This window comes from Neptunicoccus sediminis, from assembly GCF_001719615.1.
Lineage (GTDB): Bacteria > Pseudomonadota > Alphaproteobacteria > Rhodobacterales > Rhodobacteraceae > Amylibacter > Amylibacter sediminis.
The window spans coordinates 572,342-596,406 of sequence record NZ_MDVX01000001.1; the positions used below are offsets into that span (position 1 = coordinate 572,342).

24 protein-coding genes are annotated in these 24,065 nt (G+C 57.7%); 17 read left to right on the forward strand and 7 right to left on the reverse strand.

Annotated features, from left to right (window positions below):
* Window positions 1-38 precede the first annotated feature (38 nt).
* Genes BFV97_RS02660 through BFV97_RS02675 form a run of 4 tightly spaced genes read left to right on the forward strand, consistent with a single transcriptional unit; the run spans window position 39 to window position 3,262 of the window.
* Window positions 39-911: a formate dehydrogenase accessory sulfurtransferase FdhD gene (locus BFV97_RS02660; protein ID WP_069298751.1), complete on the forward strand. Its 873-nt coding sequence runs from the start codon at window positions 39-41 to the stop codon at window positions 909-911.
* The gene (mobA, locus tag BFV97_RS02665) at window positions 904-1,515 is read left to right on the forward strand and encodes a molybdenum cofactor guanylyltransferase MobA (RefSeq protein WP_069298752.1); all 612 of its coding nucleotides are present in this window, start codon (window positions 904-906) and stop codon (window positions 1,513-1,515) included. Before BFV97_RS02660 ends, mobA begins: the two co-directional genes overlap by 8 nt.
* Window positions 1,512-2,003, forward strand: a complete 492-nt coding sequence (mobB, locus tag BFV97_RS02670) for a molybdopterin-guanine dinucleotide biosynthesis protein B (protein WP_069298753.1) — start codon at window positions 1,512-1,514, stop codon at window positions 2,001-2,003. The genes mobA and mobB overlap by 4 nt, the downstream gene beginning before the upstream one ends.
* Window positions 2,003-3,262 carry a molybdopterin-binding protein gene (locus BFV97_RS02675; RefSeq protein WP_069298754.1) on the forward strand — a complete coding sequence of 420 codons (1,260 nt, stop codon included), beginning with the start codon at window positions 2,003-2,005 and terminating at the stop codon, window positions 3,260-3,262. Before mobB ends, BFV97_RS02675 begins: the two co-directional genes overlap by 1 nt.
* A 16-nt stretch (window positions 3,263-3,278) precedes the next feature.
* Here BFV97_RS02675 and BFV97_RS02680 read toward each other — a convergent pair whose 3' ends face one another.
* Together BFV97_RS02680 and greA are read right to left on the reverse strand one after the other, a co-directional pair.
* Window positions 3,279-4,295: a hypothetical protein gene (locus BFV97_RS02680; RefSeq protein WP_069298755.1), complete on the reverse strand. Its 1,017-nt coding sequence runs from the start codon at window positions 4,293-4,295 to the stop codon at window positions 3,279-3,281.
* Window positions 4,296-4,313: 18 nt separating this feature from the next.
* A complete protein-coding gene (gene greA, locus BFV97_RS02685) occupies window positions 4,314-4,784 on the reverse strand; it encodes a transcription elongation factor GreA (protein WP_069298756.1) in 471 nt (156 codons plus the stop codon).
* Window positions 4,785-5,025: 241 nt separating this feature from the next.
* On the opposite strand from greA, the gene BFV97_RS02690 reads away from it, so the two are divergent.
* The 3 genes from BFV97_RS02690 to BFV97_RS02700 all read left to right on the forward strand — a co-directional run bounded on the left by BFV97_RS02690 (window position 5,026) and on the right by BFV97_RS02700 (window position 9,395).
* A complete protein-coding gene (locus tag BFV97_RS02690; protein WP_069298757.1) occupies window positions 5,026-6,681 on the forward strand; it encodes an electron transfer flavoprotein-ubiquinone oxidoreductase in 1,656 nt (551 codons plus the stop codon).
* A gap of 202 nt (window positions 6,682-6,883) precedes the next feature.
* Window positions 6,884-8,578, forward strand: coding sequence for a tetratricopeptide repeat protein (locus tag BFV97_RS02695; RefSeq protein WP_069298758.1), 1,695 nt, complete (start codon window positions 6,884-6,886; stop codon window positions 8,576-8,578).
* Window positions 8,568-9,395 carry a 4-(cytidine 5'-diphospho)-2-C-methyl-D-erythritol kinase gene (locus BFV97_RS02700; RefSeq protein WP_069298759.1) on the forward strand — a complete coding sequence of 276 codons (828 nt, stop codon included), beginning with the start codon at window positions 8,568-8,570 and terminating at the stop codon, window positions 9,393-9,395. The genes BFV97_RS02695 and BFV97_RS02700 overlap by 11 nt, the downstream gene beginning before the upstream one ends.
* Here the strand turns inward: BFV97_RS02700 and BFV97_RS02705 are convergent.
* Window positions 9,371-10,309: a polyprenyl synthetase family protein gene (locus BFV97_RS02705; protein WP_083225495.1), complete on the reverse strand. Its 939-nt coding sequence runs from the start codon at window positions 10,307-10,309 to the stop codon at window positions 9,371-9,373. The two genes, BFV97_RS02700 and BFV97_RS02705, sit on opposite strands and share 25 nt — an antisense overlap.
* Window positions 10,310-10,426: 117 nt before the next feature.
* On the opposite strand from BFV97_RS02705, the gene BFV97_RS02710 reads away from it, so the two are divergent.
* The 3 genes from BFV97_RS02710 (at window position 10,427) to BFV97_RS02720 (ending at window position 11,830) form a co-directional block, all read left to right on the forward strand.
* A complete protein-coding gene (locus tag BFV97_RS02710; protein WP_069298761.1) occupies window positions 10,427-10,648 on the forward strand; it encodes a putative signal transducing protein in 222 nt (73 codons plus the stop codon).
* A complete protein-coding gene (locus BFV97_RS02715; RefSeq protein ID WP_069298762.1) occupies window positions 10,645-11,406 on the forward strand; it encodes a tRNA1(Val) (adenine(37)-N6)-methyltransferase in 762 nt (253 codons plus the stop codon). The genes BFV97_RS02710 and BFV97_RS02715 overlap by 4 nt, the downstream gene beginning before the upstream one ends.
* A 259-nt stretch (window positions 11,407-11,665) precedes the next feature.
* Window positions 11,666-11,830, forward strand: coding sequence for a YdcH family protein (locus tag BFV97_RS02720; RefSeq protein WP_069298763.1), 165 nt, complete (start codon window positions 11,666-11,668; stop codon window positions 11,828-11,830).
* A gap of 60 nt (window positions 11,831-11,890) precedes the next feature.
* Here the strand turns inward: BFV97_RS02720 and phbB are convergent, their stop codons facing one another.
* From phbB to BFV97_RS02735, 3 genes are all read right to left on the reverse strand, one after another.
* Entirely contained in the window at window positions 11,891-12,613 is a 723-nt protein-coding gene (phbB, locus tag BFV97_RS02725; protein ID WP_069298764.1) for an acetoacetyl-CoA reductase, read from the reverse strand.
* Window positions 12,614-12,666: 53 nt separating this feature from the next.
* A complete protein-coding gene (locus BFV97_RS02730; RefSeq protein WP_069298765.1) occupies window positions 12,667-13,842 on the reverse strand; it encodes an acetyl-CoA C-acetyltransferase in 1,176 nt (391 codons plus the stop codon).
* Window positions 13,843-14,084: 242 nt separating this feature from the next.
* On the reverse strand, window positions 14,085-14,840 hold the full coding sequence (locus BFV97_RS02735; protein WP_083225496.1) for an EAL domain-containing protein: 756 nt from the start codon (window positions 14,838-14,840) through the stop codon (window positions 14,085-14,087).
* A 220-nt stretch (window positions 14,841-15,060) separates the two neighbouring features.
* Here BFV97_RS02735 and BFV97_RS02740 point away from each other — a divergent pair, with 220 nt between their 5' ends.
* The 3 genes from BFV97_RS02740 (at window position 15,061) to BFV97_RS02750 (ending at window position 17,451) form a co-directional block, all read left to right on the forward strand.
* Complete coding sequence (locus BFV97_RS02740) at window positions 15,061-15,636, forward strand: DNA-3-methyladenine glycosylase I (protein ID WP_069298766.1); 576 nt, start codon at window positions 15,061-15,063, stop codon at window positions 15,634-15,636.
* Window positions 15,637-15,772: 136 nt separating this feature from the next.
* Window positions 15,773-16,903: a sensor histidine kinase gene (locus BFV97_RS02745; protein WP_069298767.1), complete on the forward strand. Its 1,131-nt coding sequence runs from the start codon at window positions 15,773-15,775 to the stop codon at window positions 16,901-16,903.
* Between the two features lie 74 nt (window positions 16,904-16,977).
* On the forward strand, window positions 16,978-17,451 hold the full coding sequence (locus tag BFV97_RS02750) for a response regulator (protein WP_245667533.1): 474 nt from the start codon (window positions 16,978-16,980) through the stop codon (window positions 17,449-17,451).
* 106 nt (window positions 17,452-17,557) lie between these two features.
* Here BFV97_RS02750 and BFV97_RS02755 read toward each other — a convergent pair whose 3' ends face one another.
* Entirely contained in the window at window positions 17,558-18,139 is a 582-nt protein-coding gene (locus tag BFV97_RS02755; RefSeq protein WP_069298768.1) for a TlpA family protein disulfide reductase, read from the reverse strand.
* Between the two features lie 42 nt (window positions 18,140-18,181).
* Here BFV97_RS02755 and argH point away from each other — a divergent pair, with 42 nt between their 5' ends.
* The 4 genes from argH (at window position 18,182) to BFV97_RS02775 (ending at window position 24,026) form a co-directional block, all read left to right on the forward strand.
* Window positions 18,182-19,591, forward strand: coding sequence for an argininosuccinate lyase (argH, locus tag BFV97_RS02760; protein ID WP_069298769.1), 1,410 nt, complete (start codon window positions 18,182-18,184; stop codon window positions 19,589-19,591).
* A gap of 111 nt (window positions 19,592-19,702) precedes the next feature.
* Entirely contained in the window at window positions 19,703-20,023 is a 321-nt protein-coding gene (locus BFV97_RS02765; protein ID WP_069298770.1) for a DUF2834 domain-containing protein, read from the forward strand.
* An 83-nt stretch (window positions 20,024-20,106) separates the two neighbouring features.
* Window positions 20,107-21,378: a diaminopimelate decarboxylase gene (gene lysA / locus BFV97_RS02770; protein ID WP_069298771.1), complete on the forward strand. Its 1,272-nt coding sequence runs from the start codon at window positions 20,107-20,109 to the stop codon at window positions 21,376-21,378.
* A 41-nt stretch (window positions 21,379-21,419) separates the two neighbouring features.
* Window positions 21,420-24,026: a TIGR02302 family protein gene (locus tag BFV97_RS02775; RefSeq protein ID WP_083225469.1), complete on the forward strand. Its 2,607-nt coding sequence runs from the start codon at window positions 21,420-21,422 to the stop codon at window positions 24,024-24,026.
* Window positions 24,027-24,065: the final 39 nt, after the last annotated feature.

The following is a 24,065-nucleotide window of genomic DNA, read 5'->3' on the forward strand; positions in this document are numbered from 1 at the left end:
AACGAGTATGTGAGTTTTTTCCAAGTGGCAAATGCTAGATGATTGAAAACAGTTCAAATTATGTGATCCCGCCCAACAGCACGGGTGATGGATTGACCCGTGTGGTCTCTGGCCGCGACCATAGGGGCGCGGTGCAGGAGATACCAGTGGTAGAAGAGCGCCCGTTGACGATTTTCCTGAATGGTCAGGAAATCGTAACGGCGATGACCATCGGGGACTATCCGGCCTATCTCGCGCTCGGGTTTCTGCGCAATCAGGGGATGCTTGCGGCCGGAGAGTCTGTGCTTGGCGTGGATTACGACGAAGAGCTGGAAACCGTGGTTGTGCGCACCGATGGCAGTACCATCTATGAGGAAAAGCTGAAGAAAAAGACTCGCACCAGCGGTTGCGCGGTGGGAACCGTCTTTGGCGATATGATGGAAGGGCTTGATCAGGTGGAACTGCCAAAGGCGGAGCTGCGGACAAGCTGGCTCTATACACTGGCGCGGCAGATCAACCAGACGCCGAGCCTCTACCTCGCGGCGGGGGCGATCCACGGGTCGGTGCTGTGTCAGGAAGACCGCCCGCTGGTCTATATGGAGGACGTGGGGCGGCACAATGCGGTGGATAAAATCGCCGGATGGATGTTGTCCGAACAGGTCGAAGGCGGCGACAAGATCATGTACACTACAGGGCGGTTGACCTCGGAAATGGTGATCAAATGTGCTTTGATGGGCATACCTGTTCTGGTGTCCCGCTCGGGTTTTACCGCTTGGGGTGTGGAAATTGCGCAGCAGGTTGGCTTGACGTTGATCGGACGGATGCGCGGCAAACGTTTCATGTGCCTGAGCGGGGCAGACCGGATGATCTGGGATGCCGATCCCGACCATGTGGCAGAAGACAAAGGCAAGCGGAGGTCTGGCCATGAATGATCCGGTCGGGGTGATATTGGCAGGTGGTCTGGCGACCCGTATGGGCGGCGGTGACAAGGGGCTGATTGCGCTGGATGGCGTGTCCCTGTTGGGCCGCGTGCGGGTGCGGCTGCAACGCCAGCTTGATACGGTGATTTTGAATGCGAACGGTGATCCCGAGCGTTTTGAAGGTTTGGGGCTTCCGGTGCAGCCGGACACGGTGGCAGGTTATGCCGGACCGTTGGCCGGTGTGCTGGCGGGGATGGATTGGGCGGCTGGACAGGGCGCCAGCCATATTGTGACTGTCGCGGCAGACACGCCGTTTTTCCCGCGCGATCTGGTTGTGCGTCTGCAAGGGGCGGGCAATGATCTGGCAATGGCGGTGACACCGGATCCCGAAAGGGGCTTGGCGCGGCATCCAACGTTCGGGCTTTGGCCTGTGGCGGCGCGGGAAGACCTGCGGGCTGCATTGAACGACGGGTTGCGCAAGGTGGTGCAATGGACCGCACCGCGCGGCTGTGCGCAGGTAGAGTTCGCCGCGACACCTTATGATCCGTTCTTCAACGTCAACACGCCCGAGGACCTGAAACGGGCCGAAGCCATGATCGCGGAGTTTGATCTGTGAAAGTCTTTGGAATTACCGGCTGGAAAAATACCGGCAAGACCAGCCTTGTGGAGCGGCTCGTCGCCAATTTCACCGCACGGGGGCTGGTGGTGTCCACGGTGAAGCATGCGCATCACAATTTTGACGTGGATCAGGAAGGGCGGGACAGTTACCGGCACCGCGAATCCGGGGCGCGGGAGGTTCTGTTGTGTTCGGGCACCCGCTGGGCCTTGATGCACGAATTGCGCGATACGCCAGAACCGCCGCTGCGTGAACTGCTGACCAAACTGTCGCCGGTGGATCTGGTGCTTGTGGAGGGGTTCAAGACCGAAGATCACGCCAAGCTGGAATGCCACCGGCAGGAGACCGGAAAGACGCTGCTGGCGCCGAATGATCCGACAATCGTGGCGGTGGCAAGTGATGCGGCACCGGATGTTTCCTGTCCGCTGCTTGATCTGGATGACACCGACAAAATTGCAGATTTCATACTTGGAAAGGTGGGTTTGTGATGCAGCCTCCGCCGCTGAAAGACGATTGTTTTGCCATGCCACCCGGTGTGGACTGGACGCCGGTGGACAGGGCGCTGGCGCAGTTGCGCGAGCGGCTTCACGCGGTAACGCCTGTGGAAACAGTGGCGCTGGCTGCGGCGGGCGGGCGTATTCTGGCAGAGGATGTCAACGCGCGTCGATCCAGCCCGCCCTATGCCAATTCAGCCGTGGATGGTTACGGGCTGGCCCATGCCGGTTTGCCCGAAGGCGAGATTTGCACACTGCCGCTGGTGCAGGGACGCGCTGCGGCGGGGGGGCCTTTTGACGGGGTTCTGCCTGCGGGACAGGCGCTGCGCATCCTGACGGGGGCGCGGTTGCCGGATGGTGTGGACACGGTGGTGCTGGAAGAGGATTGCAGCGTTGAATCCGATCGCATCGCCTTTCGCAGCGGTCTGCGCCGCGGCGCGAACACCCGCAAGGCCGGAGAGGACGTGACAGCCGGTGCGGATGTTCTGGCTGCCGGACGCCGTCTTTTGCCGCAGGAGCTTGCCCTGCTGGCATCGGTGGGCGTGGCAGAGGTGCCGGTGCGCCGCCGCCTTCGGGTTGCAGTTCTTTCAACGGGGGATGAGGTTCTGGACATTGCCGCCGGCCCTGCGCGGGACGCGCAGATTTATGACGCAAACCGTCCGATGCTGCTGCATCTGCTACAGTGTTGGGGCTGTGATCCGGTAGACCTTGGCCATGTGCGGGATGATCCTGAAACGGTCTGCGCGGCCTTTGATAAAGGCGCTGCACGTGCGGATGCGATCATTACCAGCGGCGGTGCATCGGCAGGGGATGAAGACCATGTCTCGGCGGTGTTAAAGGCAAAAGGCGGGTTGCAGAGCTGGCGTATCGCGATGAAGCCGGGCCGTCCGCTGGCACTGGCGCTTTGGGACGGGGTGCCTGTTTTTGGCCTGCCCGGAAATCCTGTGGCGGCACTGGTCTGCACTCTGATCTTTGCCCGTCCCGCGCTTGGGGTGCTGGCGGGGGCTGGATGGCTTGCGCCGCAGGGGTTTTTGGTTCCGGCTGCGTTTGCAAAATCCAAGAAGGCAGGGCGGCGCGAATATTTGCGGGCGCGAATGCGCGAGGGTCGCGCCGAGGTTTATCACTCCGAAGGGTCGGGGCGGATTTCAGGGCTAAGCTGGGCCGAGGGGCTGGTGGAACTGGGCGACGAGGCCCGCGACATTGTGCAGGGAGATCTCGTCACATTTTACCCGTTCGGGGCATTCGGTCTGTAAAGGACCGCCATGAAGTCTAGTCGAATGACCCTGCCACACGACCCAACAGCATGAACGCGCGGGCAGTGCGGGTCTGGGACATTTCCAGCAGTTCGTGATCTTCAGCGGTTTGTTCAAATTCGATCAGGATCTGGTCGAACTTGCGCAAAAAGTGATGGGCCGCATCCCGAAACACCGGATCGTTTTTCAACCGCGTTTTTGCAAGGGTCAGGGCGGAGCGATCCCGAATGCCGCCAAGGGCCGAAACGGTCAGACCACGCTGGCCGCTGGCAAACCGACGCCAGACAGCGGGCAGCGGTTTGTCGGGGATCAGGTCGTCCATATAAATGCCGTCTTGGGACAGCAGGGTCAGCACATCCTGCGAGGCTTGCAGCAGTTTGCCCAGTTCCCGTTCTTCAAAGGCACGGCGCAATACGCGAAAGCCTTCCTTGTCCTCGGCATTGTCCGGAAAGTTCAGCGCCTTGATGAATTCCGACACGGTGATCGGCATCCGCTCGGGGCCGGAGGGTGTTTGCAGCGGCAGGGAGGTCTGGCTGAAATCGTTATCCTCTTGCTGCTTTTCCGCCAGTGCCGCCGCATCGGTGCGCGGACCCGCCGGTTCTGGCGGATTGATCAGGGCGGTTGTCGTCAGATCGTTCAGCCGCTTGTCAGTCTGCTGTGTCAGGGCCGCAATTTCGTTCAACTGCTCCTGCATCTTGATGCTGCGGGTGTCGTCCTCGGCGGGGCGGTCTGCCAGCACGGTTCTGATCTGGTCCATCGAAGACCGCAGCACGTTGGTTTCCGCCCGCATGCCGCGCAAGGCGTTGGACACATAGGCCACGGTCCAGATCACGATCACCGGAAAAAACATCGCGATGAAAGCAATCATCAGCGTCAGGATATTGGTGGTGATTTGCGTCAGCGCACCGGGCACGCCGAATACGTACAGCGCACAGGCCAGCAGCCAGAACATGGTCAGGGCAAGCGCGATCCGTGTTTCCGCGCCGCTGTTTTCAGGCGAAGCAGGGGCGGTCTGGGTATTGGTGTTGGACATGGCGCTGGCCTTCGTGACCTAAATGAACTTCACGCTCACCACTTCGTAGTTTTTGGTACCACCCGGGGTGCGCACCTCAACACTGTCACCTTCCTCTTTACCGATCAAGGCCCGCGCAATCGGGGACTTTATGTTGAGCAGGTTATTGTCGATGTCGGCTTCGCTCTCGCCCACGATCTGGTAGGTTTTCTCCTGTTCGGTGTCTTCGTCGAACAGTTCAACCGTCGCGCCGAATTTAATAGTACCCGAGAGTTTGGACACGTCGATCACATCCGCAAGTCCGATCAGGCCTTCAAGTTCCTTGATCCGGCCCTCAATGTGGCTCTGCTGTTCACGGGCCGCGTGGTATTCCGCGTTCTCTGACAGATCGCCATGCTCGCGCGCCTCGGCAATAGCCTTGATGACGGCGGGGCGTTCCACAGACTTCAGCTGTTTCAGTTCCACTTGGGCGGCATTGTAACCGCGGGGTGTCATCGGGATTTTTTCCATTTGGCCTGTCCACTCAACTTTTCCGAAAACAGACCTTAGAATTGGAAGCCTTGCACTGCAAGGGGCCATTCGCGCGATAAGGCGGCTGTTTTTGGGGCAAAAGCAGGTGTTCGCCGGTCCGCTGCGACGTTTTATTGCTTTGAACGTGTAGTAAAGCTTTCAATATTGCTCATGCGCTGCAATGTCTTTAGAAGGGCGCAGATATTTTTTGCCCAAGGGCGCGAAAACGGGAGACCTAAATATGTCCGAGATTGAACGCGAGTCGATGCCATATGATGTCGTGATCGTCGGGGCGGGGCCGGCTGGCCTGTCCGCTGCGATCCGCATCAAACAACTGGATCCTGATCTGGACGTGGTTGTGCTGGAAAAGGGCTCTGAGGTAGGCGCACATATCCTGTCGGGCGCGGTTCTGGACCCTTGCGGGCTGGATGCGCTGATCCCTGACTGGAAGGAAAAGGGCGCACCGTTGAATGTGCCGGTCAAGAAAGACAACTTCCTTGTGCTGGGTGAGGCTGGAAGCATGCGGATTCCGAACTTCCCGATGCCGCCGCTGCTGAACAACCACGGCAACTATATTGTTTCTATGGGCAATGTTTGTCGCTGGATGGCAGAACAGGCCGAAGAACTGGGCGTCGAGGTGTTTCCCGGCATGGCCTGTTCGCAGGTGGTTTACGGCGATAACGGCGAGGTCAAAGGTGTGGTCGCCGGTGAATTCGGTCTGAACCCGGATGGCACCCAAGGCCCGAGCTACGAACCCGGCATGGAACTGCACGGCAAGTACGTGCTGTTCTCTGAAGGGGTGCGTGGTTCCCTGTCCAAAGAGCTGATCGCGAAATACGATCTGGCCAAAGATTCAGAGCCGCAGAAATACGGTCTCGGCATGAAGGAAATCTGGGAGATTGATCCTGCGAAACACTCTGAAGGCACTGTAACCCATACAATGGGCTGGCCGCTCGGTGGTAATGCAGGTGGCGGGTCTTTCCTGTATCATGCAGAGAACAACCAGATATTTATCGGTTTCGTGGTTCACCTGAACTACAAGAACCCGCATCTGTTCCCCTACATGGAGTTCCAGCGCTTTAAACAGCACCCTGAAATCAAGGCGTTGCTGGAAGGTGGCAAACGTGTGGCCTATGGCGCGCGGGCGATCACCGAAGGCGGTTGGCAATCCCTGCCCAAGCTGGTCTTCCCGGGCGGCGCGCTGCTCGGCTGTTCTGCAGGTATGGTGAACGTGCCGCGCATCAAAGGCAACCACAACGCGATGCTGTCGGGTAAAGCCGCCGCCGAAGCTGCGGTTGCTGCGATCAAAGCAGGCCGCGCGAGTGATGAACTGAGCGAATATGAAAACGATGTGCGCACAGGTCCGATTGCGACAGACCTTAAGAAAGTGCGCAACGTCAAGCCGATGTGGTCCAAATACGGTCTGGTCGCTTCACTGGCGCTGGGCGGGATTGACATGTGGGCCGCAAGCCTGATGAACATCAACCCGTTTGGCACATGGAAGCACGGTAAATCTGATGCCGAAGCGACCGAGAAAGCCGACAAGCACAAGCCGATCGACTATCCCAAACCGGACGGCAAGATCAGTTTTGACCGGCTGACCAACCTCAGCTTCTCGGCCACCAACCACGCCGAAGAGCAGCCCTGTCATCTAAAGCTGCTGGACCCGAGCATTCCGATCGACGTGAACCTGCCGCTTTATGCGGAACCGGCGCAGCGCTACTGCCCTGCCGGTGTGTATGAGGTCCTGCGCGATGATGACGGCTCTAATCCGCGCTTTCAAATCAATGCGCAGAACTGCGTGCATTGTAAGACATGCGATATCAAGGACCCGAGCCAGAATATCAAATGGGTCACACCCCAAGGGGGCGAAGGGCCGAATTACCCGAATATGTAACACTGAAAACCCCGGCCAATGCGCCGGGGTTTATGGTTTCAGGCTTCGGGATGTGCATTTTCGCGGGGAAACCGGCTGAAATCCGCGAAGAAGTGATGACAATCCACCGGAGTTTCATTGTCAAGCCGCGGCTCTGGGGCTAGGTTTTGGGAAACAGGCAGAGGTTGGATCAGACGTGGCAGGGAAAAGCAGAAGTATCGCGATGGCAATCGGCTTTGTGGTGGCGCTCGGGGCGTCAGCGTTAACGCCGGATAAACCGCAGGCCCAAGGGCTGGCAGGGGCCTATCTCGCTGGCAATCAGGCGAATCGGGATAACAACTACGAACAGGCCGCGCGATTTTATTCCAAGGCTCTGGCCCGTGATCCCAGCAACCCTTACCTGCTGCAAAACGCGCTTTTGTCCTATGTGGCAAAGGGCGACGTAGACCGTTCCGTCGCAATCGCACGCAAGATCCAGTCCGGCCAATTCGCCAGCCAGCTTGCCGATCTGGTGGTTCTGGCACAGTCGGTCCGCGAAGGGGATTTTTCCGAAGCCGAAGCAATTCTGGATGACAGTGCCGAGATTTTCAGCCCGTTGCTGACAGGGTTGCTTTCGGGTTGGGTCGCGCTTGGCGATGGACAGATGAAGGTCGCGGTAAAGCGGTTTGACGCTATGCGAAACCCGCCCGCGATGCGGTTGTTCGGCCAGTACCACAAGGCGCTGGCGCTGGCAGCAGTGGGGGATTTCGCGACAGCGGATAAAATCCTGACGGGCGACAAGGACGGCAACCTGCGTTTGAACCGCGGCAGTCTGATCGCCCATGCGCAGATCATGACTCAACTTGACCGCAAGGACGAAGCGCTGGCCCTGCTGGACGGGGCGCTGCGCGGCACGTCGGATCAGGGGGTTTCGGACCTGCGGGACCGGATCGCAGAAAAGGGCATTGTCGATTACACCTTCATTACCGAAGCGTCCCAAGGGGCGGCAGAGGTGTTTCTGACACTGGCCAGTGTGCTGGAACGGGAACAGGACGAACGCTATGCGCTGGTCTATGCCCGTTTGGCGGAATATCTGCGGCCGGGCTACACCGAGGCGATCCTGCTGACGGCGGAAATCCTGCAGGATCAGGACCAGTTCGATCTGGCGTCCAAGACCTATGCCCGCGTGTCGCAGGACGATCCCATGTTCCTCAACGCAGAGCTGGGCCGTGCAGATGCGCTGGTGGATGCCGGTAAAGCAGACGCCGCGATTGAAGTGTTGCGGAACATGACGCGGAGCTTTGGTGATGTGCCGCGGGTGCATATTTCGCTGGGGGATGTGCTGCGCGGTCAGGAAGACTATGCTGCGGCGGCCAAAGCCTATGATACCGCCGTCGACATGATTCCCGATCCGGCACCAAACCACTGGTTCCTGTTCTACGCCCGTGGCATTTCCTATGAGCGGGAAGGCCAATGGGAGCAAGCCGAGGCCGATTTCCGCCGCGCATTGGAGCTCAGCCCCGATCAGCCGCTGGTGCTGAACTATCTGGGTTATTCGCTGGTGGAGGCGAACCTGAAGCTGGACGAAGCGCAGGATATGATTGAACGTGCGGTCAAGGCGCGCCCGGATGACGGTTACATAACGGACAGTCTGGGCTGGGTGTTGTATCGCATCGGCAAATACGAAGAAGCCGTTGGCCCGATGGAACGGGCGGTGGAGCTGGTATCCAACGATCCGATCATTAACGACCATCTCGGGGACGTGTACTGGAAGGTGAACCGCAAGCGCGAAGCGGAATTCCAGTGGCGCCGTGCGCTTTCTCTCAAGCCGGAAGAAAAAGACGCGCCGCGCATTCGCCGCAAGCTGGAAATCGGGCTTGATGCGGTTTTGGAAGAAGAAAACACCGTGGCAAAGACAGCTTCCGGCGATGGAAATTAGGCGGGTTGCGCGGGCAAAGATCAATCTCTGCCTGCATGTGACCGGACAGCGGCAAGACGGGTATCATCTGCTCGACAGTGTGGTTGCGTTCGCGGATTACGGCGATGTGTTGACGTTTGCGCCGGCGGACCATGTTTCGCTCAGCATCAGCGGTCCCTTTGCAGACGGGTTGCGCGGTGCCGATGACAATCTGATCCTGAAGGCAGCACGCTGTTTTGACCGCAGATCAGGGCAGGGGGCGTCCATCCACCTTGAGAAGAACCTGCCTGTAGCCTCTGGTATCGGCGGCGGCTCTGCGGATGCGGCTGCGGCGCTTTCGGGGCTGGCAGAGCTGTGGAACCTGCCGCTGCCCGCCCTTGACAAGCAACTGTCTCTTGGCGCGGATGTGCCCATCTGTGTCACTGGCCAGCCGTTGCATATGCGTGGCATCGGGGACCAGATAGAACCACTGGAACTGGATCAGGAACATGCGATGGTGCTGGTGAACCCGAATGTGTCAGTGTCAACGCCCGTCGTGTTCAAGGGGCTGGCAGGCAAGAACAATTCTGCCATTTCCGGCAGGCCGGATACGGGTTGGATCAACTGGTTGAGAAAGCAGCGCAATGATCTGGAAGCCCCAGCCATCGCCCACACGCCTTTGATTGCGGACGTGTTGGACGCGCTGACGCGCAGCAAACCTGAACTAAGCCGGATGTCCGGTTCGGGGGCCACCTGCTTTGGTCTTTATCAAAATCCGGAGGCCGCGCAGGACGCAGCAGCAAAGCTAACGTCGCAGCACCCGGACTGGTGGGTTCAAACCACGCGGCTGACCACGTAATCTGACAGGTCCATCAACAGGTTCCGCAGGTCACTCTCGGGCAAAGCCTCCAGCGCGGTGCGGGCCTGTTTTGCCCAATACAGCGCATCCTGACGGGTCTCTTCCATCGTGTTGTGCTTTTCCAGAAGCGCCATCGCCTGTTCCAGATCACCGTCCCGCTGGTCGCCCTTTTCGATGGTCCGTTTCCAGAAATCCCGCTCTTGCGCATCGGCCTTGGCGACCGCTTTGATCACCGGAAGGGTCAGTTTCCGCTCTCGGAAATCATCGCCGGTGTTCTTGCCCAGACTGGCCGCCGCCCCGCCGTAATCCAGCAGGTCATCCACAATCTGAAAGCTGATCCCAAGCGCATCGCCATAATCATATAGCGCCTGCGTCACGGTTTCATCCGCCTGTGCAATCACGCCGCCCACCTGTGTTGCAGCAGAAAACAGCGCGGCGGTTTTACCACGAACCACCTGTAGATAGACGGATTCATCTGTCGCCAGATTGCTTGCCGCGGTCAGTTGCAGAACCTCGCCCTCGGCAATGGTGGCAGAAGCGTTGGCCAGAATGTCCAGAACCCGCAGGTTGCCGGTTTCAACCATCAACTGGAACGAACGGGAAAACAGGTAATCCCCCACAAGAACCGAAGATTTATTGTCCCATAACAGGTTTGCGGTCGGACGCCCGCGCCGTTTGGCGCTTTCGTCTACGACATCGTCATGCAGCAGGGTCGCCGTGTGAATGAACTCCACCGTTGCGGCCAGATGCACGTGATAGGGGCCGTCATAACCGCACAGCAGCGCCGCCGCGAGTGTGAGCATCGGGCGCAAACGCTTGCCGCCGGCCTCGACCAGATGGGCGGTCACTTCGGGGATGCGCGGCGCATGCTTGGAGGCCATGCGGGTGCGGATCTGGTCATTCACCAGCGCCATATCGTCGGCCAGCACAGCCGCAAGTTGCTCATGTGGTTTAAGGGGGCTTACGTTGTTCACCGTTTATTCATTCCCTTTGGCTCGACATCCCATAGCGAAAGGCCGTATGCCATTGCCATGAAAGAATTGTTGCGCACGAACGACCCGACCATTGTGGCCTTTACCCACGCATTGTTGCGTGCCGAGGATATAGAGTGCTTTGATCTCGACGTCCATATGAGCATATTAGAAGGCTCCATCGGCGTGATGCCAAGGCGTGTTATGGTCGCGGATGAAGACTATTTCCGGGCGCGTGCCATCCTGACGGATAATGAAATCGAACTGCCGGACCGGATATGACCGATGCCGCGCCTGATGTGACTGTTGACGGCTTTCTGGGCGGGAGGTTGCAGATCCGCCAGCCGCGAAACGGATACCGCGCAGCGACCGATCCGGTGTTTCTGGCAGCCTGGGTTCCTGCCAAAAGCGGGGAAAGTGTGTTGGAGCTTGGCTGTGGTGTTGGCGTGGCGAGCCTGTGTCTCGGGGCGCGGGTTGCGGGGCTGACGCAAACCGGATTGGAGCTGCAAGCGGCCTATGCCGCACTGGCCCGCCAAAACGCCGAAAGCAACGGGATTCCACTAGAGGTTGTGCAGGGGGATCTGACGAATATGCCTGCTGATCTGAAAGGCAAGAGCTTTGATCATGTGCTGGCCAATCCGCCGTTTTTTCCCGAAGGCCGTGTCAGTAAACCCCAAAATGATGGTAAATCGCTGGCCTTTGTGACCGGAGACAGCACAGGTGTCTGGATTGATGCAGGGTTGCGGCGGCTGCGTGCGGGGGGCGTATTTACCATGATCCACCTGAGCGAACATCTCGGAGAAATCCTGGCCGGTTTTACTGGACGGGCCGGAAATATAGAGATTCTGCCCATTTCCGCCCGGCAGGATAAACCGGCAAAACGGGTACTTGTGCGCGCAACCAAGTCCGCACGCGGACCGTTGCGGCTGTTGTCACCCTTTGTGGTGCATTCCGGTGCCGCCCACGTACAGGGCCAACCGGATTATAGCGCCGAAGCGGAGGGGCTCCTGCGTCACGGTCAAGGGCTCGACAGGGCGTGATTCGCGGGGGAAGGGACGGGTTTGCATCGAATGGCTGAAACCCGCCGACTTGGATCACAGCGAGGACTCCGGGCCTGCTAAGGGGGATTTCAGAGGCTATCTCAGCCGAAACATTGATCTTTTCGCCTCAACTATAGGTGGTTGCATCAGCGGTTCCGATAGCGGGGATTTGCTATATTCAAATCCTACGAAACAATTTGATGACAGACGGCAGAACTTGTGCTGCTATGGGGGTGCTAAACCAAAACGGAGGTGTACCATGAGCATGAGTTCCCATATTTCCGAACTCAAACGAAAGCACGAAGAACTCTCCCAAAGAGTCGAAACGTTTCAACGGCGACCCGGAATGGATGATCTGGAGATCGCGAGCCTCAAAAAAGAAAAGCTCCGTCTAAAAGAAGAAATTAACCGCCTGTCAAACTAGGCGAAAGAAAGGGCCGCTTGATCAAGCGGCCCTTTTTTTGTGCGTCCATTAAAACGGGCGTCAGGTCATATACTGGCCGCCATTGGCGGTAAGTGTGGAACCAGTCACAAAACCCGCATCGTCAGAGGCAAGGAAGGCTACGCAACGGGCGATGTCCTCAGGCTCTCCAAGGCGCCCTACGGGGATAGTGGCAATGATACTGTCACGTACTTTTTCCGGCACAGCCATCACCATATCTGTGGCCACATAGCCCGGACAGATCACGTTAACCGTAATCCCCGCCCGTGCACCTTCCTGTGCCAGTGCCTTGGTAAAACCGATGTCTCCGGCCTTGGCAGCGGAATAGTTGGCTTGGGCAAACTGGCCTTTTTGCCCGTTGATGGAAGAAATATTAATGATGCGGCCGAATTTGCGTTCACGCATGCCGTTCCACAGCGGATGGGTCATATTAAAGACGCCGGACAGGTTGGTGTCCATCACCTCGGACCACTGTTCGCGGGTCATTTTATGGAAAGGCGCATCCCGCGTGATGCCGGCGTTGTTCACCAGAACCTCGATTGGTCCCAGATCGGCCTCCACTTTGGCAATGCCTTCGACGCATTCGTCATAATCCGCGACAGACCATTTATAGGCCGGAATGCCGGTTTCCTCAGTGAAAGCGGCCGCAGCCTCTTCATTTCCTGCAAAACTCGCCGCGACGGAATAACCTTCCGCTTTGAGATGTTTCGCAATCGCCGCGCCAATCCCGCGCGACCCCCCAGTGACCAGTGCAACTCTTGCCATTAATTCATTCTCCCTGAATGTATTAGGCCCCGCAACAGTGCGGGGCCGTTAAATTATGAACGTTCCACACACATGGCGACGCCCATACCACCACCGATGCAAAGGGTCGCCAGTCCCCGCTTCGCATCGCGTCGTTTCATTTCAAACAGCAGCGTGTTCAACACACGGCATCCCGATGCGCCAATCGGGTGGCCGATCGCGATTGCGCCGCCGTTCACATTAACGATTGCCGGATCCCAGCCCATGTCCTTGTTCACGGCACAAGCCTGCGCGGCAAAGGCTTCGTTGGCTTCCACCAGATCCAGATCGGAAACGCTCCAACCGGCCTTGTCCAACGCCTTGCGAGAGGCATAGACCGGACCCACACCCATGATCGCCGGATCAAGACCGGCGGTTGCATAAGAGACGATTCGCGCCAGGGGCTCGATCCCGCGCCGTTCAGCCTCATCCGCGGACATCAGCAGCGTGGCCGCTGCGCCGTCATTCAAACCGGAGGCATTGGCAGCCGTGACTGTGCCGTCGCGGTCAAATGCGGGGCGCAGTTTTTGCATTGCGTCCATTGTCGCGCCGTGACGAATGTATTCATCGGAATCGACAGTGGTTTCCCCCTTGCGGGTTTTCACCACGAAAGGGGTGATTTCGTCTTCGAATTTGCCCGCTTTCTGGGCGGCCTCGGCCTTGTTCTGAGAGGCGACTGCAAATTCATCCTGCATATCGCGGCTGATTTGCCATTGGTTTGCAACGTTTTCAGCCGTGTTTCCCATATGATAGCCGTTAAAGGCATCCCAAAGACCGTCTTTGATCATGGAGTCGATAAATTTCATATCGCCCATTTTTTGACCGGCCCGCAGGTTCGCAACATGGGGTGACAGAGACATGCTTTCCTGTCCGCCGGCAACCACGATGCCCGCATCGCCAAGTTGGATATGTTGCGCGGCGAGGGCGACAGCGCGCAGGCCGGAACCGCAGACCTGATTAATGCCCCAAGCTGCAGATTCCTGTGGCAGACCGGCATTGATATGGGCCTGACGTGCCGGATTTTGGCCCTGACCCGCTGTCAGAACCTGCCCGAGAATGGTTTCGGATACATCAGCCGCATCAACGCCGGCGCGATCGAGCACGGCTTTGATAACCGTCGCGCCAAGATCATGGGCAGGGGTATTGGCAAAACTTCCCAGAAAGGAGCCGACTGCTGTGCGGGCGGCGGATGCAATTACAACATTGGTCATTGGTTTTCCTCTTATAAAACGCTCGGCCACAGGTCGCGCAGCCGGTTTCATCGGTGGTGATACAGGCTTTTGCCCCTGATGTGTTAATCAATTGGTAGGAACCGCTGATCGTTCACGCAAGAGGAAACATGTCGCATCACGACTGCGGGGCTGCGGCATGGTTTTCTGGGAATCGCAAAACGCAACGGGGGTTTCACCACGCGTTACGTTTCAGTGTCGAAATCTTAGGCAGGGTAGTCCGCTTAGATATAGCCCTCAAGCGGGGTTTCGTCCTCTTTCCAGACAGGCACGGTTTCGGGGCGACCCAGAAGATAGCCCTGCAAACAATCAATCCCGGCTTCTTGCAGATACGCGAGTTCTTCTTTTTTCTCTACGCATTCAGCGACTGTAAACATGTCAAACTGATGAGCGATTGCAATTAGAGCCGCCGTCAGCACCTGATTGTCGACATCCTTGTGAATGTCGCGAATGAACTGCCCGTCGATTTTCACAATATCAAACTGGAAATCGCGGAAGAAACGAAAGGCGGTGTATCCGGCGCCGAAATCATCAAGCGCGAAGGAAATACCCCGCCGGTGCAGATCCCCCATGAATACATTCACAATGTCAGGCATTAACATTGCAGAGCTTTCCGTTACTTCCAAAATCAGACGTTCTGCAATGGTCTTATCCATGGCGAGCCCCCGATTCAGGGTTTCCATCCAGTGGGGATAACCGATGGACCGGGCCGACATGTTTATCGCCAGTCGCAGGGTCGGTTCCTCTGCAAGGGCGACGAGTCCAAGTTCGAGAGACAGACAGTCAAGAATGCGTCCGATTTCCATGGTTTCCACGGCACCGATAAAATTTTGCGCAGGAATGATCCGCCGTTTTGCATCCAGAACACGGATCAAACCTTCGTAATATGCAGGGCGTGTGGGATTTTTACTGTGCACAATCGGCTGGTAGGCCAGCATAACGTTCCTGCTTTTTATAGCTTCCCGCACCATTTCGATCATGGCACCGAGTTCGGTCCGGGCGTCACCTGCCCCGCCATGGCAGTGGGGTTCGTTCAAATCCGGCCCGTATATATGTGTCACGCGGCAATCCTCCGATTTCAGTAAATCTTGAACCCAGTATTGACGGTAAAATTCTAAGATGAAGTTAAGGTTCCCATTTTGTTCTAAATTGTGTTAACTTTTCGCTAAATGCGCAAGCGTTTGGGAGGTAAGGGAAAATATGACTGAAACCCGATGTGACTGGTGTGGATCTTTACCAATTTACATAAATTATCACGATGAAGAATGGGGCGTTCCTGAATATGACAGCCGTGCGCTTTGGGAAAAACTGGTGCTCGACGGGTTTCAGGCAGGGCTAAGTTGGTTAACGATTCTCAAAAAGCGGGATGCGTTCCGCGCAGCCTTTGCCAATTTTGATCCCGAAAAGGTCGCCCGTTTCGATGAAGCCGATATACAGCGTCTTCTCGGGGATGCGGGGATTGTCCGGCATCGGGGTAAGATCGAGGCTGCAATAACCGGTGCGCAGGCCTGGCTGAAACTGCAAGATGGGCCGGGTTTTGCCCCAATGATGTGGGGCTATGTGGACGGTCAACCGTTGGTGAACAGGTTCCAAACGATGGCGGAGGTTCCAGCGTCCTCGGACCTTTCCCTAAAAATTTCAAAAGATTTGAAGAAACTTGGTTTCAAATTCTGCGGCCCCACAATTGTTTATGCCTGGATGGAGGCAACGGGCCTGATCAACGACCATCTTGTAACCTGCCACCGTCATGAGGCAGTTAAAACGCTGGCGCGTTAAGCAAAGAGAGAAATTCGTCAAATTTTAACCAACAGCTATTTTCCGGCATTTTGGAAACCTTTTTTTAAGGGGTGATCTGACATTCTTTAGGCAAGCGGCCCGATCCTTGGCAGGGCCAGACAAATTGCAGGTAAGAATGGCGGAACACTACTTAAAAACCGAACTTGACCACCAGATGAGCACGAATCCCGAAATGTGGAGCTTTGTGCAGCAGGCGTCACTGGATGGGGTGTGGTATTGGGATCTGGAACGGCCGGATCAGGAATGGATGAGTCCCGAATTCTGGCGTCTTTTCGGGATCGATCCCGAAACCAAGACCCATGATCCGGCGGAGTGGCAGGATATTATCAATCCCGACGACCTGAAGATCGCTTTGGTTAATTTCGAACTCCATTGCGCAGATCCGGCCCATCCCTACGATCAATTGGTGCGCTACAAACATACGGACGGCTCAACCATCTGGGTGCGATGTCGGGGGCGGGCAATTCGCGACGATGCAGGCAAGGCCATTCGCATGTTTGGCGTTCATAATGAAATCACGGCGGTGCGGCGCCGTCACGAAACCGGACGGGAATTGGACGCGGCGAACAGCGAATTGCGGGATTTCGCCTATGCGGTCAGTCATGATCTGAAATCACCGGTGAATACTGTTGGAATGCTGCTTGACGAATTGCAGGAGAGCGAGAGTGAACGCCTGTCCCAAGACGGGCTGCACCTGTTGTCTTTGGCTGGCGAATCAATCGGGCGGATGCAAATCCTGATTGACGAGCTGCTCCGGTATACCAGCATTATCGGTGAAGTTGTTGAGTTTGTGCCGGTCTCCCTTACCGAACTTGCCAAGGGGATTTTACGCGAACTGGAGGCAGAGCTTGGTGTAGCCAACGTCGTCGTCGATCTGCAACCGCTGCCGCAGGTTATTGCCCATAAGGAACAGATGCGGTTGCTGCTTTCCAACTTACTGACAAATGCGATCAAATTTTCGCGCCCGGATTGTGAAAACCGGATCAGTATCACTGGCGAGATTGCGGGTGATAATCGGGTCGTAATCAGCATTGCGGATCAAGGAGTCGGCATCGGTCCGGAAGATTTTGAGAAGATATTTACTATTTTTACCCGCTTGCACCGCCCGGAACAAATTGCTGGCACCGGCTTGGGTCTCGCTCTGTGCCGGCGCATCGTGATGAACCACGGTGGAAGCATCACGCTTACATCGGATCCCGGGGTTGGCTCCTGCTTTACGGTTGGGCTGCCGCAATCCCAGACATGACGTTAAAGCCGAAGGGTATTGCCAAAGGCGGCTGCGCTTGTCGGATGCGGGAATGCAGATTTGAGGAGAGAATAATGACTTATGAGATGCACAGGTTCATACCGGATGACGACAAGCCGGCGATCAGGAACCTTTTGGTGGTCGATGATAACAAGGTGGATCAGTTGATCTATCGCAGGATCATCAAAAGATCAGGACTGGTGGGGCAGGTGCTGCAGTTCCTGTCCGCCGAGGAAGCACTGGTGTATCTGCGGCGCAGCGACCGGACTTTGGTTGATGCCATTTTGCTCGATATTAATATGCCACGCATGGATGGGTTTGAATTTCTTGCCGCAGCAACGGAAGAGTTGGGCGACAGCTTTACGCGCATGTTGATTGTCATGCTCACAACGTCACTGGACCCCAGCGATGAGGAGCGGGCCTCGCAATTTTCTGTGGTGAAGGAATACCTTAACAAACCGCTGTTGCAGAAACATCTTCTTTTGATTGCAGAATACCTGGCCCGAAACTCCCCCATTGCCGCACCCGTGGCGTCCCCGCAATGCTGAAGACCATTATGCTTGCCACGGGCCGCACACGCTTGCCGGTTGGGGCGGCGGCATGGCTACCGGTTCCGCCACGGCCGCGCCCTACTTTGGTTAAAGCGGTTTCTGATTATGCCCCGTTTGCTGCGATCAGAGCTTTGATAATTTCCTGCGCTTCTGTGCTGAACCAGTCCGCATCCCCGCGCAGGCGGGCGATTTCCTCCCCTGCGGGGTTAAGGATCATCGTCATTGGTAGCCCGAATACTGTCATCTCACGGGCCAGCCTTTGTTTGGGGTCGCGGTAGATGGCGATGTTGGTCACGCCTGCCTCTTCAAAGAAGCTGTGGATGGCGGGCAGGGGATTATGGCCGGTGGCAATGGTGACAACTTCGAAATCATCCCCGCCAAAAGCTTCCTGCAAGGCGTCAAGGGTTGGCATTTCATGCCGGCAGGGGGCACACCATGTGGCCCAGAAATTCACCAGAAGGTATTTGCCTTCAAAATCCTTGAAGGTGACAGCTTCGCCTTCCTCATTTTGAAAAGGAGTATCAACACGTTTCACCGGAGCCTCCGAGAAGGCAAGTTTCTTCATGTCACCGCCGCGCATTTCGCTCAGGGCTGCGATATCAGGGCGGTCGGCCAAGACAGGATTTGCGATTGTCGCCCCGGCGGCGTATAGCACTGCGGCAGCGAGAGCTTTTTTCAGGGTCATGTCAGGCCTCTTCCTATCGTGTTAACTTCGGGCGCATTCATCATGTCAGACAAAAAATCATCCTCCACGAAAACTTCCAATGCCATGTGGGGCGGGCGTTTTGCCAGTGGTCCCGATGCCATCATGGAAGCGATAAACGCTTCCATCGGTTTTGACAAACGGATGGCGCGGCAGGACATTGAAGGATCCCGCGCCCATGCGGCAATGCTCGCCCGACAGGGCATCATCACTGATAGTGATGCGAGTGCGATCAGGGAAGGCCTGCTCACGGTCTTGTCAGAAATTGAAGGCGGAACCTTTGAGTATTCCGCAGCCCTTGAGGATATTCACATGAACGTGGAATCCCGCCTGAAGGAGATCATCGGTGAACCGGCCGGACGCCTGCACACGGGGCGCAGCCGGAACGATCAGGTGGCGACGGATTTTAAACTCTGGGTGCGGGACCAGTTTGATGCGGCGATCTCGGGACTGGATGCGCTGATCGCGGCGCTTCTGGATCAGGCAGAGGCCGGCGCGGACATGGTGATGCCCGGCTTTACCCATTTGCAGGTGGCCCAGCCCGTCACTTGGGGGCATCACATGATGGCCTATGTGGAAATGTTTGCGCGGGACAAAAGCCGCATGATCGACGCGCGGGCGCGGATGAATGAATCGCCGCTGGGCGCGGCGGCGCTGGCGGGCACGTCCTTTCCGATTGACCGCCATGCCACGGCGCAGGCGCTTGGCTTTGACCGTCCCAGCGCGAACAGTCTGGATGCGGTCAGCGATCGGGATTTCGCGCTGGAGTTTCTGTCTTCCGCGTCGATCTGTGCCACGCATCTTAGTCGCTTTGCCGAAGAACTGGTGATCTGGTCCTCTGCACAATTCCGTTTTGTCGTACTGTCGGACCGGTTTTCGACAGGTTCCAGCATTATGCCACAGAAGAAAAACCCAGACGCGGCGGAACTGATCCGCGCCAAGGTCGGGCGGATCAATGGCAGCCTGATCGGTCTGCTGACCGTGATGAAGGGGCTGCCGCTGGCCTATTCCAAGGACATGCAGGAAGATAAGGAACAGGTGTTTGATGCGGCAGACAGCCTGATGCTGGCGCTGGCGGCGATGTCGGGGATGGTGGCGGATATGCGTCCCAATGCAGACAGTCTTGAGGTTGCCGCGGCCAGCGGGTTTTCCACCGCGACCGATCTGGCGGACTGGCTGGTGCGTGCGCTTGGCATGCCGTTCCGTGATGCCCATCATGTTACGGGCGCCTTGGTTAAAATGGCCGAAGATCGCGGTTGCGACCTGCCGGACCTGTCGCTGGAAGACATGCAATCGGTGCACGACAAGATTACACAGGATGTGTTCGGCGTGCTCGGCGTGCAGAATTCTGTGGCAAGTCGTGTCAGTTTCGGCGGCACAGCACCGGAGCAGGTGCGAAAGCAGATCGCAGCCTGGCGCGAAAGGATCAAATGATGCGGGTTTTAATCCTCTGCCTGATCGCTGGACTTGGCCTGACGGCCTGCGGAATTAAGGATGATCCGGTGCCCATCAGCGCAACGGAATCTTAGCCTGAAGGGGTTATACATGTCGGGCTTGCGAATGGTCTATCTGGCTCTGGCTGTGGCGGGCACCATCCTGCCAATGCGGTATTTCCTGCAGTGGTTCGGGGAAAACGGGTTTGACATCATGGGAATGGTGGACGCCTGGCATGTGAACGCTGCGGCCTCCGGGCTGGTTTGGGATTTGACGGTATCGGCGGCGGCACTGGTGGTCTGGATGTGTGCCGAGGTCTACCAGCGCAAGGATTACTGGGTGCTCGCGGTTTGTTTGCCCGCTACCTTTGGCATTGGTGTCAGCTGCGGCCTGCCGCTCTACCTGTTTTTGCGGGCGCGTTCTGTGACCTGACCTTTCAGGCCGCGCTTAAAACAAGGGTGGTTTGACCTGCCGTTTCGGTTTAAGCGGGGCGGGCTTGAAGTAAGGACTGCACCATGGACCATTTTTTGTATCGCAACGGGGTTTTGCACGCGGAAGACGTGCCGCTGACAGAAATCGCGGCTTCTGTCGGGACGCCGTTTTATGTCTATTCCAGCGCGACGCTGGCACGGCATTACACGGTGTTTGACGAAGCGCTCGCCGGGATGCCACATCTGGTGTGTTACGCGATGAAGGCGAATTCCAATCTGGCGGTTCTCAAGCTGCTGGGCGATATGGGCGCTGGTATGGATGTGGTGTCGGTGGGGGAATACCTGCGGGCCAAAGCTGTTGGCATCCCGGGAGAGCGGATTGTCTTTTCCGGTGTTGGCAAGACACGGTTTGAGATGGAAACCGTGCTGGCTGGCGGCATTCGCCAGTTCAATGTGGAAAGCGAACCGGAACTGCATCTATTGTCCAAAGTGGCCACTGAAATGGGCGTTGAGGTTCCAATCACCGTACGGGTGAACCCGGATGTGGATGCGAAAACCCACCCGAAAATTGCAACAGGCATGTCCGACAATAAATTCGGCATTCCAATCGCCCGCGCCCGCGACGTTTATAAACTGGCTGCTAGTTTGCCCGGTGTAAAAGTTGTCGGGATTGACGTGCACATCGGCAGCCAGCTTGTGGATCTTGCGCCTTATCGCGATGCGTTCCAGAAGGTTGCGCAGCTGACAGAGGTGCTGCGCGCCGACGGGCACGAAATATCCCGTCTCGATCTGGGCGGCGGTCTGGGGATACCTTATGAGCGTTCCAATGCCGCGCCGCCTTTGCCGATGGAATACGGCGATGTTGTGCGTGAAACGGTCGGACATCTGGGCTGTGAGATTGAGATCGAACCGGGCCGTCTGATCGCCGGAAACGCGGGCCTGATGGTGTCCTCTGTGATCTTCCGCAAAAACGGCGAAGGTCGTGATTTTCTGATCGTCGATGCAGCCATGAACGATCTGATCCGCCCGGCTATGTATGACGCCTATCACGATATTGTTCCGGTGCTGGAGCCGGCCGCGGGTGTTGCGCAAGCGCCGGTGGATATTGTCGGGCCGATTTGCGAATCGGGGGATACATTTACCAAACAGCGCATGATGCCCCATCTGGATGACGGCGATATGATCGCTTTCCGGTCTGCCGGTGCCTATGGTGCGGTAATGTCGTCAGAATATAATTCCCGCCCCATGATCCCCGAAGTTCTGGTGAATGGCGATCAATATGCTGTCATCCGCCCCCGTCCAACGTTTGACGAAATGTTAAATCGGGATAAGCTACCGGAGTGGATGCAGGACTGATCCTGCACACCTCTACCGCGAAAGGCGGGTGAAGGGTCCGGATGGCTGATTACGAGATCAACGTTGACAAGCTGGCACGCAGGGCGATGCGCACCCTGACGTGGCGGTTGCGCCTGACCCGTGCCGCGATTCTGCTCGAGCGTGGCATGGCCAGCTTTTGGCCTCTGATAACGCTCACTCTTTTTGTGGTCGCGCTGGGTCGTCTGGGATTGCTGTTGCCCTTTGGCAAAGCTGCGCTGACAGGTGGGCTGGCGGTGGCGGCTGTGCTCTGGCTGTGGTTTCTATGGCGCGGGGTCCGTTCGTTTCACTGGCCGACAGTGGCGGATGCCAAGGCGCGGATCGACGCGAAAATGCCGGGCCGCCCCTTGCAATCTCTGGATGATTCCATGGCGGTGGGGGCAGATGACCCTGCAGCGCGATACCTTTGGGCCAGACATTTGCAGCGCATGGCGGATCAGGCCCGCGGCGCACAGGCCGCGCAGCCCCACATTCGGCTGGCCCGCCGCGATCCTTGGGCCTTGCGCCTGATCGCGGTGTTTGTCTTTGCGGCGGCGGCCCTGTTCGGCCGGACAGATCCGGTGCAGTCGCTGGTACAAAGTCTGACGGACGAAACAGCGCTTGTGGCCACCGGTCCCAGTTGGGAAGGCTGGGCAGAGCCGCCCGCCTATACCGGAAAACCGGCGGTCTATCTGAACGATATTGCCAGTGGCGAGACCTTGGACCTGCCAGAAGGCACCCGCATAACCTTGCGGATTTATGGTGAAACCGAAGGCGCGACATTGGAGGAATCCTTCAGTGCGACGGGCGATGCTGCCTTGAGCACGGGCGAGGCCGGATTTGCCGAGAGCACAATTGACGTGACGCAGTCGGGGCGGCTTAGGCTGGTGCCACCGCAGGGACCGGATGCGGAATTCAACATTGCGATGATCGCGGACGAAGATCCGCAGGTTGTGCTGACAGACGAGATCAGCCGCACCGTACAGGGGGCGCTGAAACTGCCGTTCGAGGCGCGGGATGACTACGGTATTGAAGGTGGCACTGTCACCATCGAACTGGCACTTGAAGCGGTGGACCGGCGTCACGGTCTGGTGTCTGACCCCGAGCCGCGCGAGATGCTGACGTTGCAACTGCCGCTGCCTTTCACCCGAAAAACCGCAGCCTTTGAAGAAACGCTGGTCGAGGATCTGGCGGAACACCCTTGGGCTGGTTTGCCGGTTCGTATTGTGCTGACAGTGGAGGATGCGCTGGGTCAGACGGGCAGCGTCACCCCCGAAATCGGCCCCATGCCGGGCAAGCGGTTCTTTGACACGATGGCCGCTGCCGTGGCCGAACAACGGCGTGATTTACTGTGGAACAGGGATAACAAACAGCGGATTGTGCAGGTATTGAAGGCGATCACCTACCGCCCCGAAGTCGCGTTTGAGCGGCGCGGCGAGAAAGCCTATCTGATGATCCGCACCGCCATGCGCCGGATGGAATATGCCGGCGACGACCGGCTGAGCGATACGGTGCGGGACGAGGTTGCCGCCATGCTTTGGAAGGCGGCTCTCTTGATCGAGGACGGTGATCTCGCCGATGCTCGGGAGCGGTTGAAGCGGGCGCAGGAGCGTCTGTCCGAAGCGATGAAAAACGGGGCAACGCAGGATGAAATCCAGCAATTGATGGATGAATTGCGTCAGGCCACCAATGACTACATGCGGCAGTTGGCCGAAGAACAGCGCAAGGACGGCCAGCAGAACCAGCAGGCTGAGAACGGACAGACCCGTGAAATGTCGCAGGATCAATTGCAACAATTGCTGGACCGTATTCAGGATCTGATGGAACAGGGCCGCATGGCCGAGGCGCAGGAGCTGATGGAACAGCTTCAGCAGATGATGGAAAACATGCGCGTGACCGAGGGCCAGAACGGCGGGCAGGGTGGACAGAACCAGCAGGCGATGGAAGGGCTTGGCGATACGCTGCGCGAACAGCAGGATCTGGCCGATGACACCTACCGCGAGTTGCAGGAAGAATACGACCGCAACCGGCGTGAATTGCAAGAATCTCAGGACCCTTCGCTGTCGGACGGAAACCAGCAAGGCCAGCAGCAGGGGCAGCAGGACGGTCAGGAAAACGGCCAGCAGCGTGGGCAAGAACAGGGTCAGGGTACCGGACCGGGGCGGCTTGCAGAACGTCAGCAGGCGCTTCGGGATATGCTGGAGCAGCAACGCCGCGAGATGAACCGGAACGGGGTCAATGGTGGCGAAGAGTTTGAGCGGAGCCTTGAAGAAGCGGAGCGCCAGATGGGGGAGGCCGAGAGCAATCTCGAAGACGGCAATTCCGCCGGTGCGCTCGGCAATCAGGCCAACGCGCTGGAAGCTCTGCGCGAAGGGATGCGCCAGCTCGGAGAGGCGGAGCGGCAGGCGCAATCCGGTCAGGCCGGTCAGCAGGGCAGCCAGCCCGGACAGGGTGATCAGGACGCGCGCGATCCCTTGGGGCGTCCGTTGTCGGAAACCGGACGGGTCGGCAGCAACGAAAAGCTGGTGCCAAGCGAAGAACAGTACCGCAGATCGCGGGAGGTTATGGATGAAATCCGCAAACGGTCCGGTGAACGCAACCGCCCCGCATTGGAACTGGATTATCTGAAGCGGCTGTTAGACCGCTTCTAGAACCGCGTTCCGTTAACCCGATATTCAGATACGGGATGT

What these genes read in the sequence shown, in the direction of transcription:
- BFV97_RS02660 (WP_069298751.1), top strand. Translation starts at nt 39, where the DNA reads ATGATTGAAAACAGTTCAAATTATGTGATCCCGCCCAACAGCACGGGT.
- mobA (WP_069298752.1), top strand. Translation starts at nt 904, where the DNA reads ATGAATGATCCGGTCGGGGTGATATTGGCAGGTGGTCTGGCGACCCGT.
- BFV97_RS02675 (WP_069298754.1), top strand. Translation starts at nt 2,003, where the DNA reads ATGCAGCCTCCGCCGCTGAAAGACGATTGTTTTGCCATGCCACCCGGT.
- BFV97_RS02680 (WP_069298755.1), bottom strand. Translation starts at nt 4,295, where the DNA reads ATGTCCAACACCAATACCCAGACCGCCCCTGCTTCGCCTGAAAACAGC.
- greA (WP_069298756.1), bottom strand. Translation starts at nt 4,784, where the DNA reads ATGGAAAAAATCCCGATGACACCCCGCGGTTACAATGCCGCCCAAGTG.
- BFV97_RS02690 (WP_069298757.1), top strand. Translation starts at nt 5,026, where the DNA reads ATGTCCGAGATTGAACGCGAGTCGATGCCATATGATGTCGTGATCGTC.
- BFV97_RS02695 (WP_069298758.1), top strand. Translation starts at nt 6,884, where the DNA reads ATGGCAATCGGCTTTGTGGTGGCGCTCGGGGCGTCAGCGTTAACGCCG.
- BFV97_RS02700 (WP_069298759.1), top strand. Translation starts at nt 8,568, where the DNA reads ATGGAAATTAGGCGGGTTGCGCGGGCAAAGATCAATCTCTGCCTGCAT.
- BFV97_RS02705 (WP_083225495.1), bottom strand. Translation starts at nt 10,309, where the DNA reads ATGGCGCTGGTGAATGACCAGATCCGCACCCGCATGGCCTCCAAGCAT.
- BFV97_RS02710 (WP_069298761.1), top strand. Translation starts at nt 10,427, where the DNA reads ATGAAAGAATTGTTGCGCACGAACGACCCGACCATTGTGGCCTTTACC.
- BFV97_RS02715 (WP_069298762.1), top strand. Translation starts at nt 10,645, where the DNA reads ATGACCGATGCCGCGCCTGATGTGACTGTTGACGGCTTTCTGGGCGGG.
- BFV97_RS02720 (WP_069298763.1), top strand. Translation starts at nt 11,666, where the DNA reads ATGAGCATGAGTTCCCATATTTCCGAACTCAAACGAAAGCACGAAGAA.
- phbB (WP_069298764.1), bottom strand. Translation starts at nt 12,613, where the DNA reads ATGGCAAGAGTTGCACTGGTCACTGGGGGGTCGCGCGGGATTGGCGCG.
- BFV97_RS02730 (WP_069298765.1), bottom strand. Translation starts at nt 13,842, where the DNA reads ATGACCAATGTTGTAATTGCATCCGCCGCCCGCACAGCAGTCGGCTCC.
- BFV97_RS02735 (WP_083225496.1), bottom strand. Translation starts at nt 14,840, where the DNA reads ATGATCGAAATGGTGCGGGAAGCTATAAAAAGCAGGAACGTTATGCTG.
- BFV97_RS02740 (WP_069298766.1), top strand. Translation starts at nt 15,061, where the DNA reads ATGACTGAAACCCGATGTGACTGGTGTGGATCTTTACCAATTTACATA.
- BFV97_RS02745 (WP_069298767.1), top strand. Translation starts at nt 15,773, where the DNA reads ATGGCGGAACACTACTTAAAAACCGAACTTGACCACCAGATGAGCACG.
- BFV97_RS02750 (WP_245667533.1), top strand. Translation starts at nt 16,978, where the DNA reads ATGACTTATGAGATGCACAGGTTCATACCGGATGACGACAAGCCGGCG.
- BFV97_RS02755 (WP_069298768.1), bottom strand. Translation starts at nt 18,139, where the DNA reads ATGACCCTGAAAAAAGCTCTCGCTGCCGCAGTGCTATACGCCGCCGGG.
- argH (WP_069298769.1), top strand. Translation starts at nt 18,182, where the DNA reads ATGTCAGACAAAAAATCATCCTCCACGAAAACTTCCAATGCCATGTGG.
- BFV97_RS02765 (WP_069298770.1), top strand. Translation starts at nt 19,703, where the DNA reads ATGTCGGGCTTGCGAATGGTCTATCTGGCTCTGGCTGTGGCGGGCACC.
- lysA (WP_069298771.1), top strand. Translation starts at nt 20,107, where the DNA reads ATGGACCATTTTTTGTATCGCAACGGGGTTTTGCACGCGGAAGACGTG.
- BFV97_RS02775 (WP_083225469.1), top strand. Translation starts at nt 21,420, where the DNA reads ATGGCTGATTACGAGATCAACGTTGACAAGCTGGCACGCAGGGCGATG.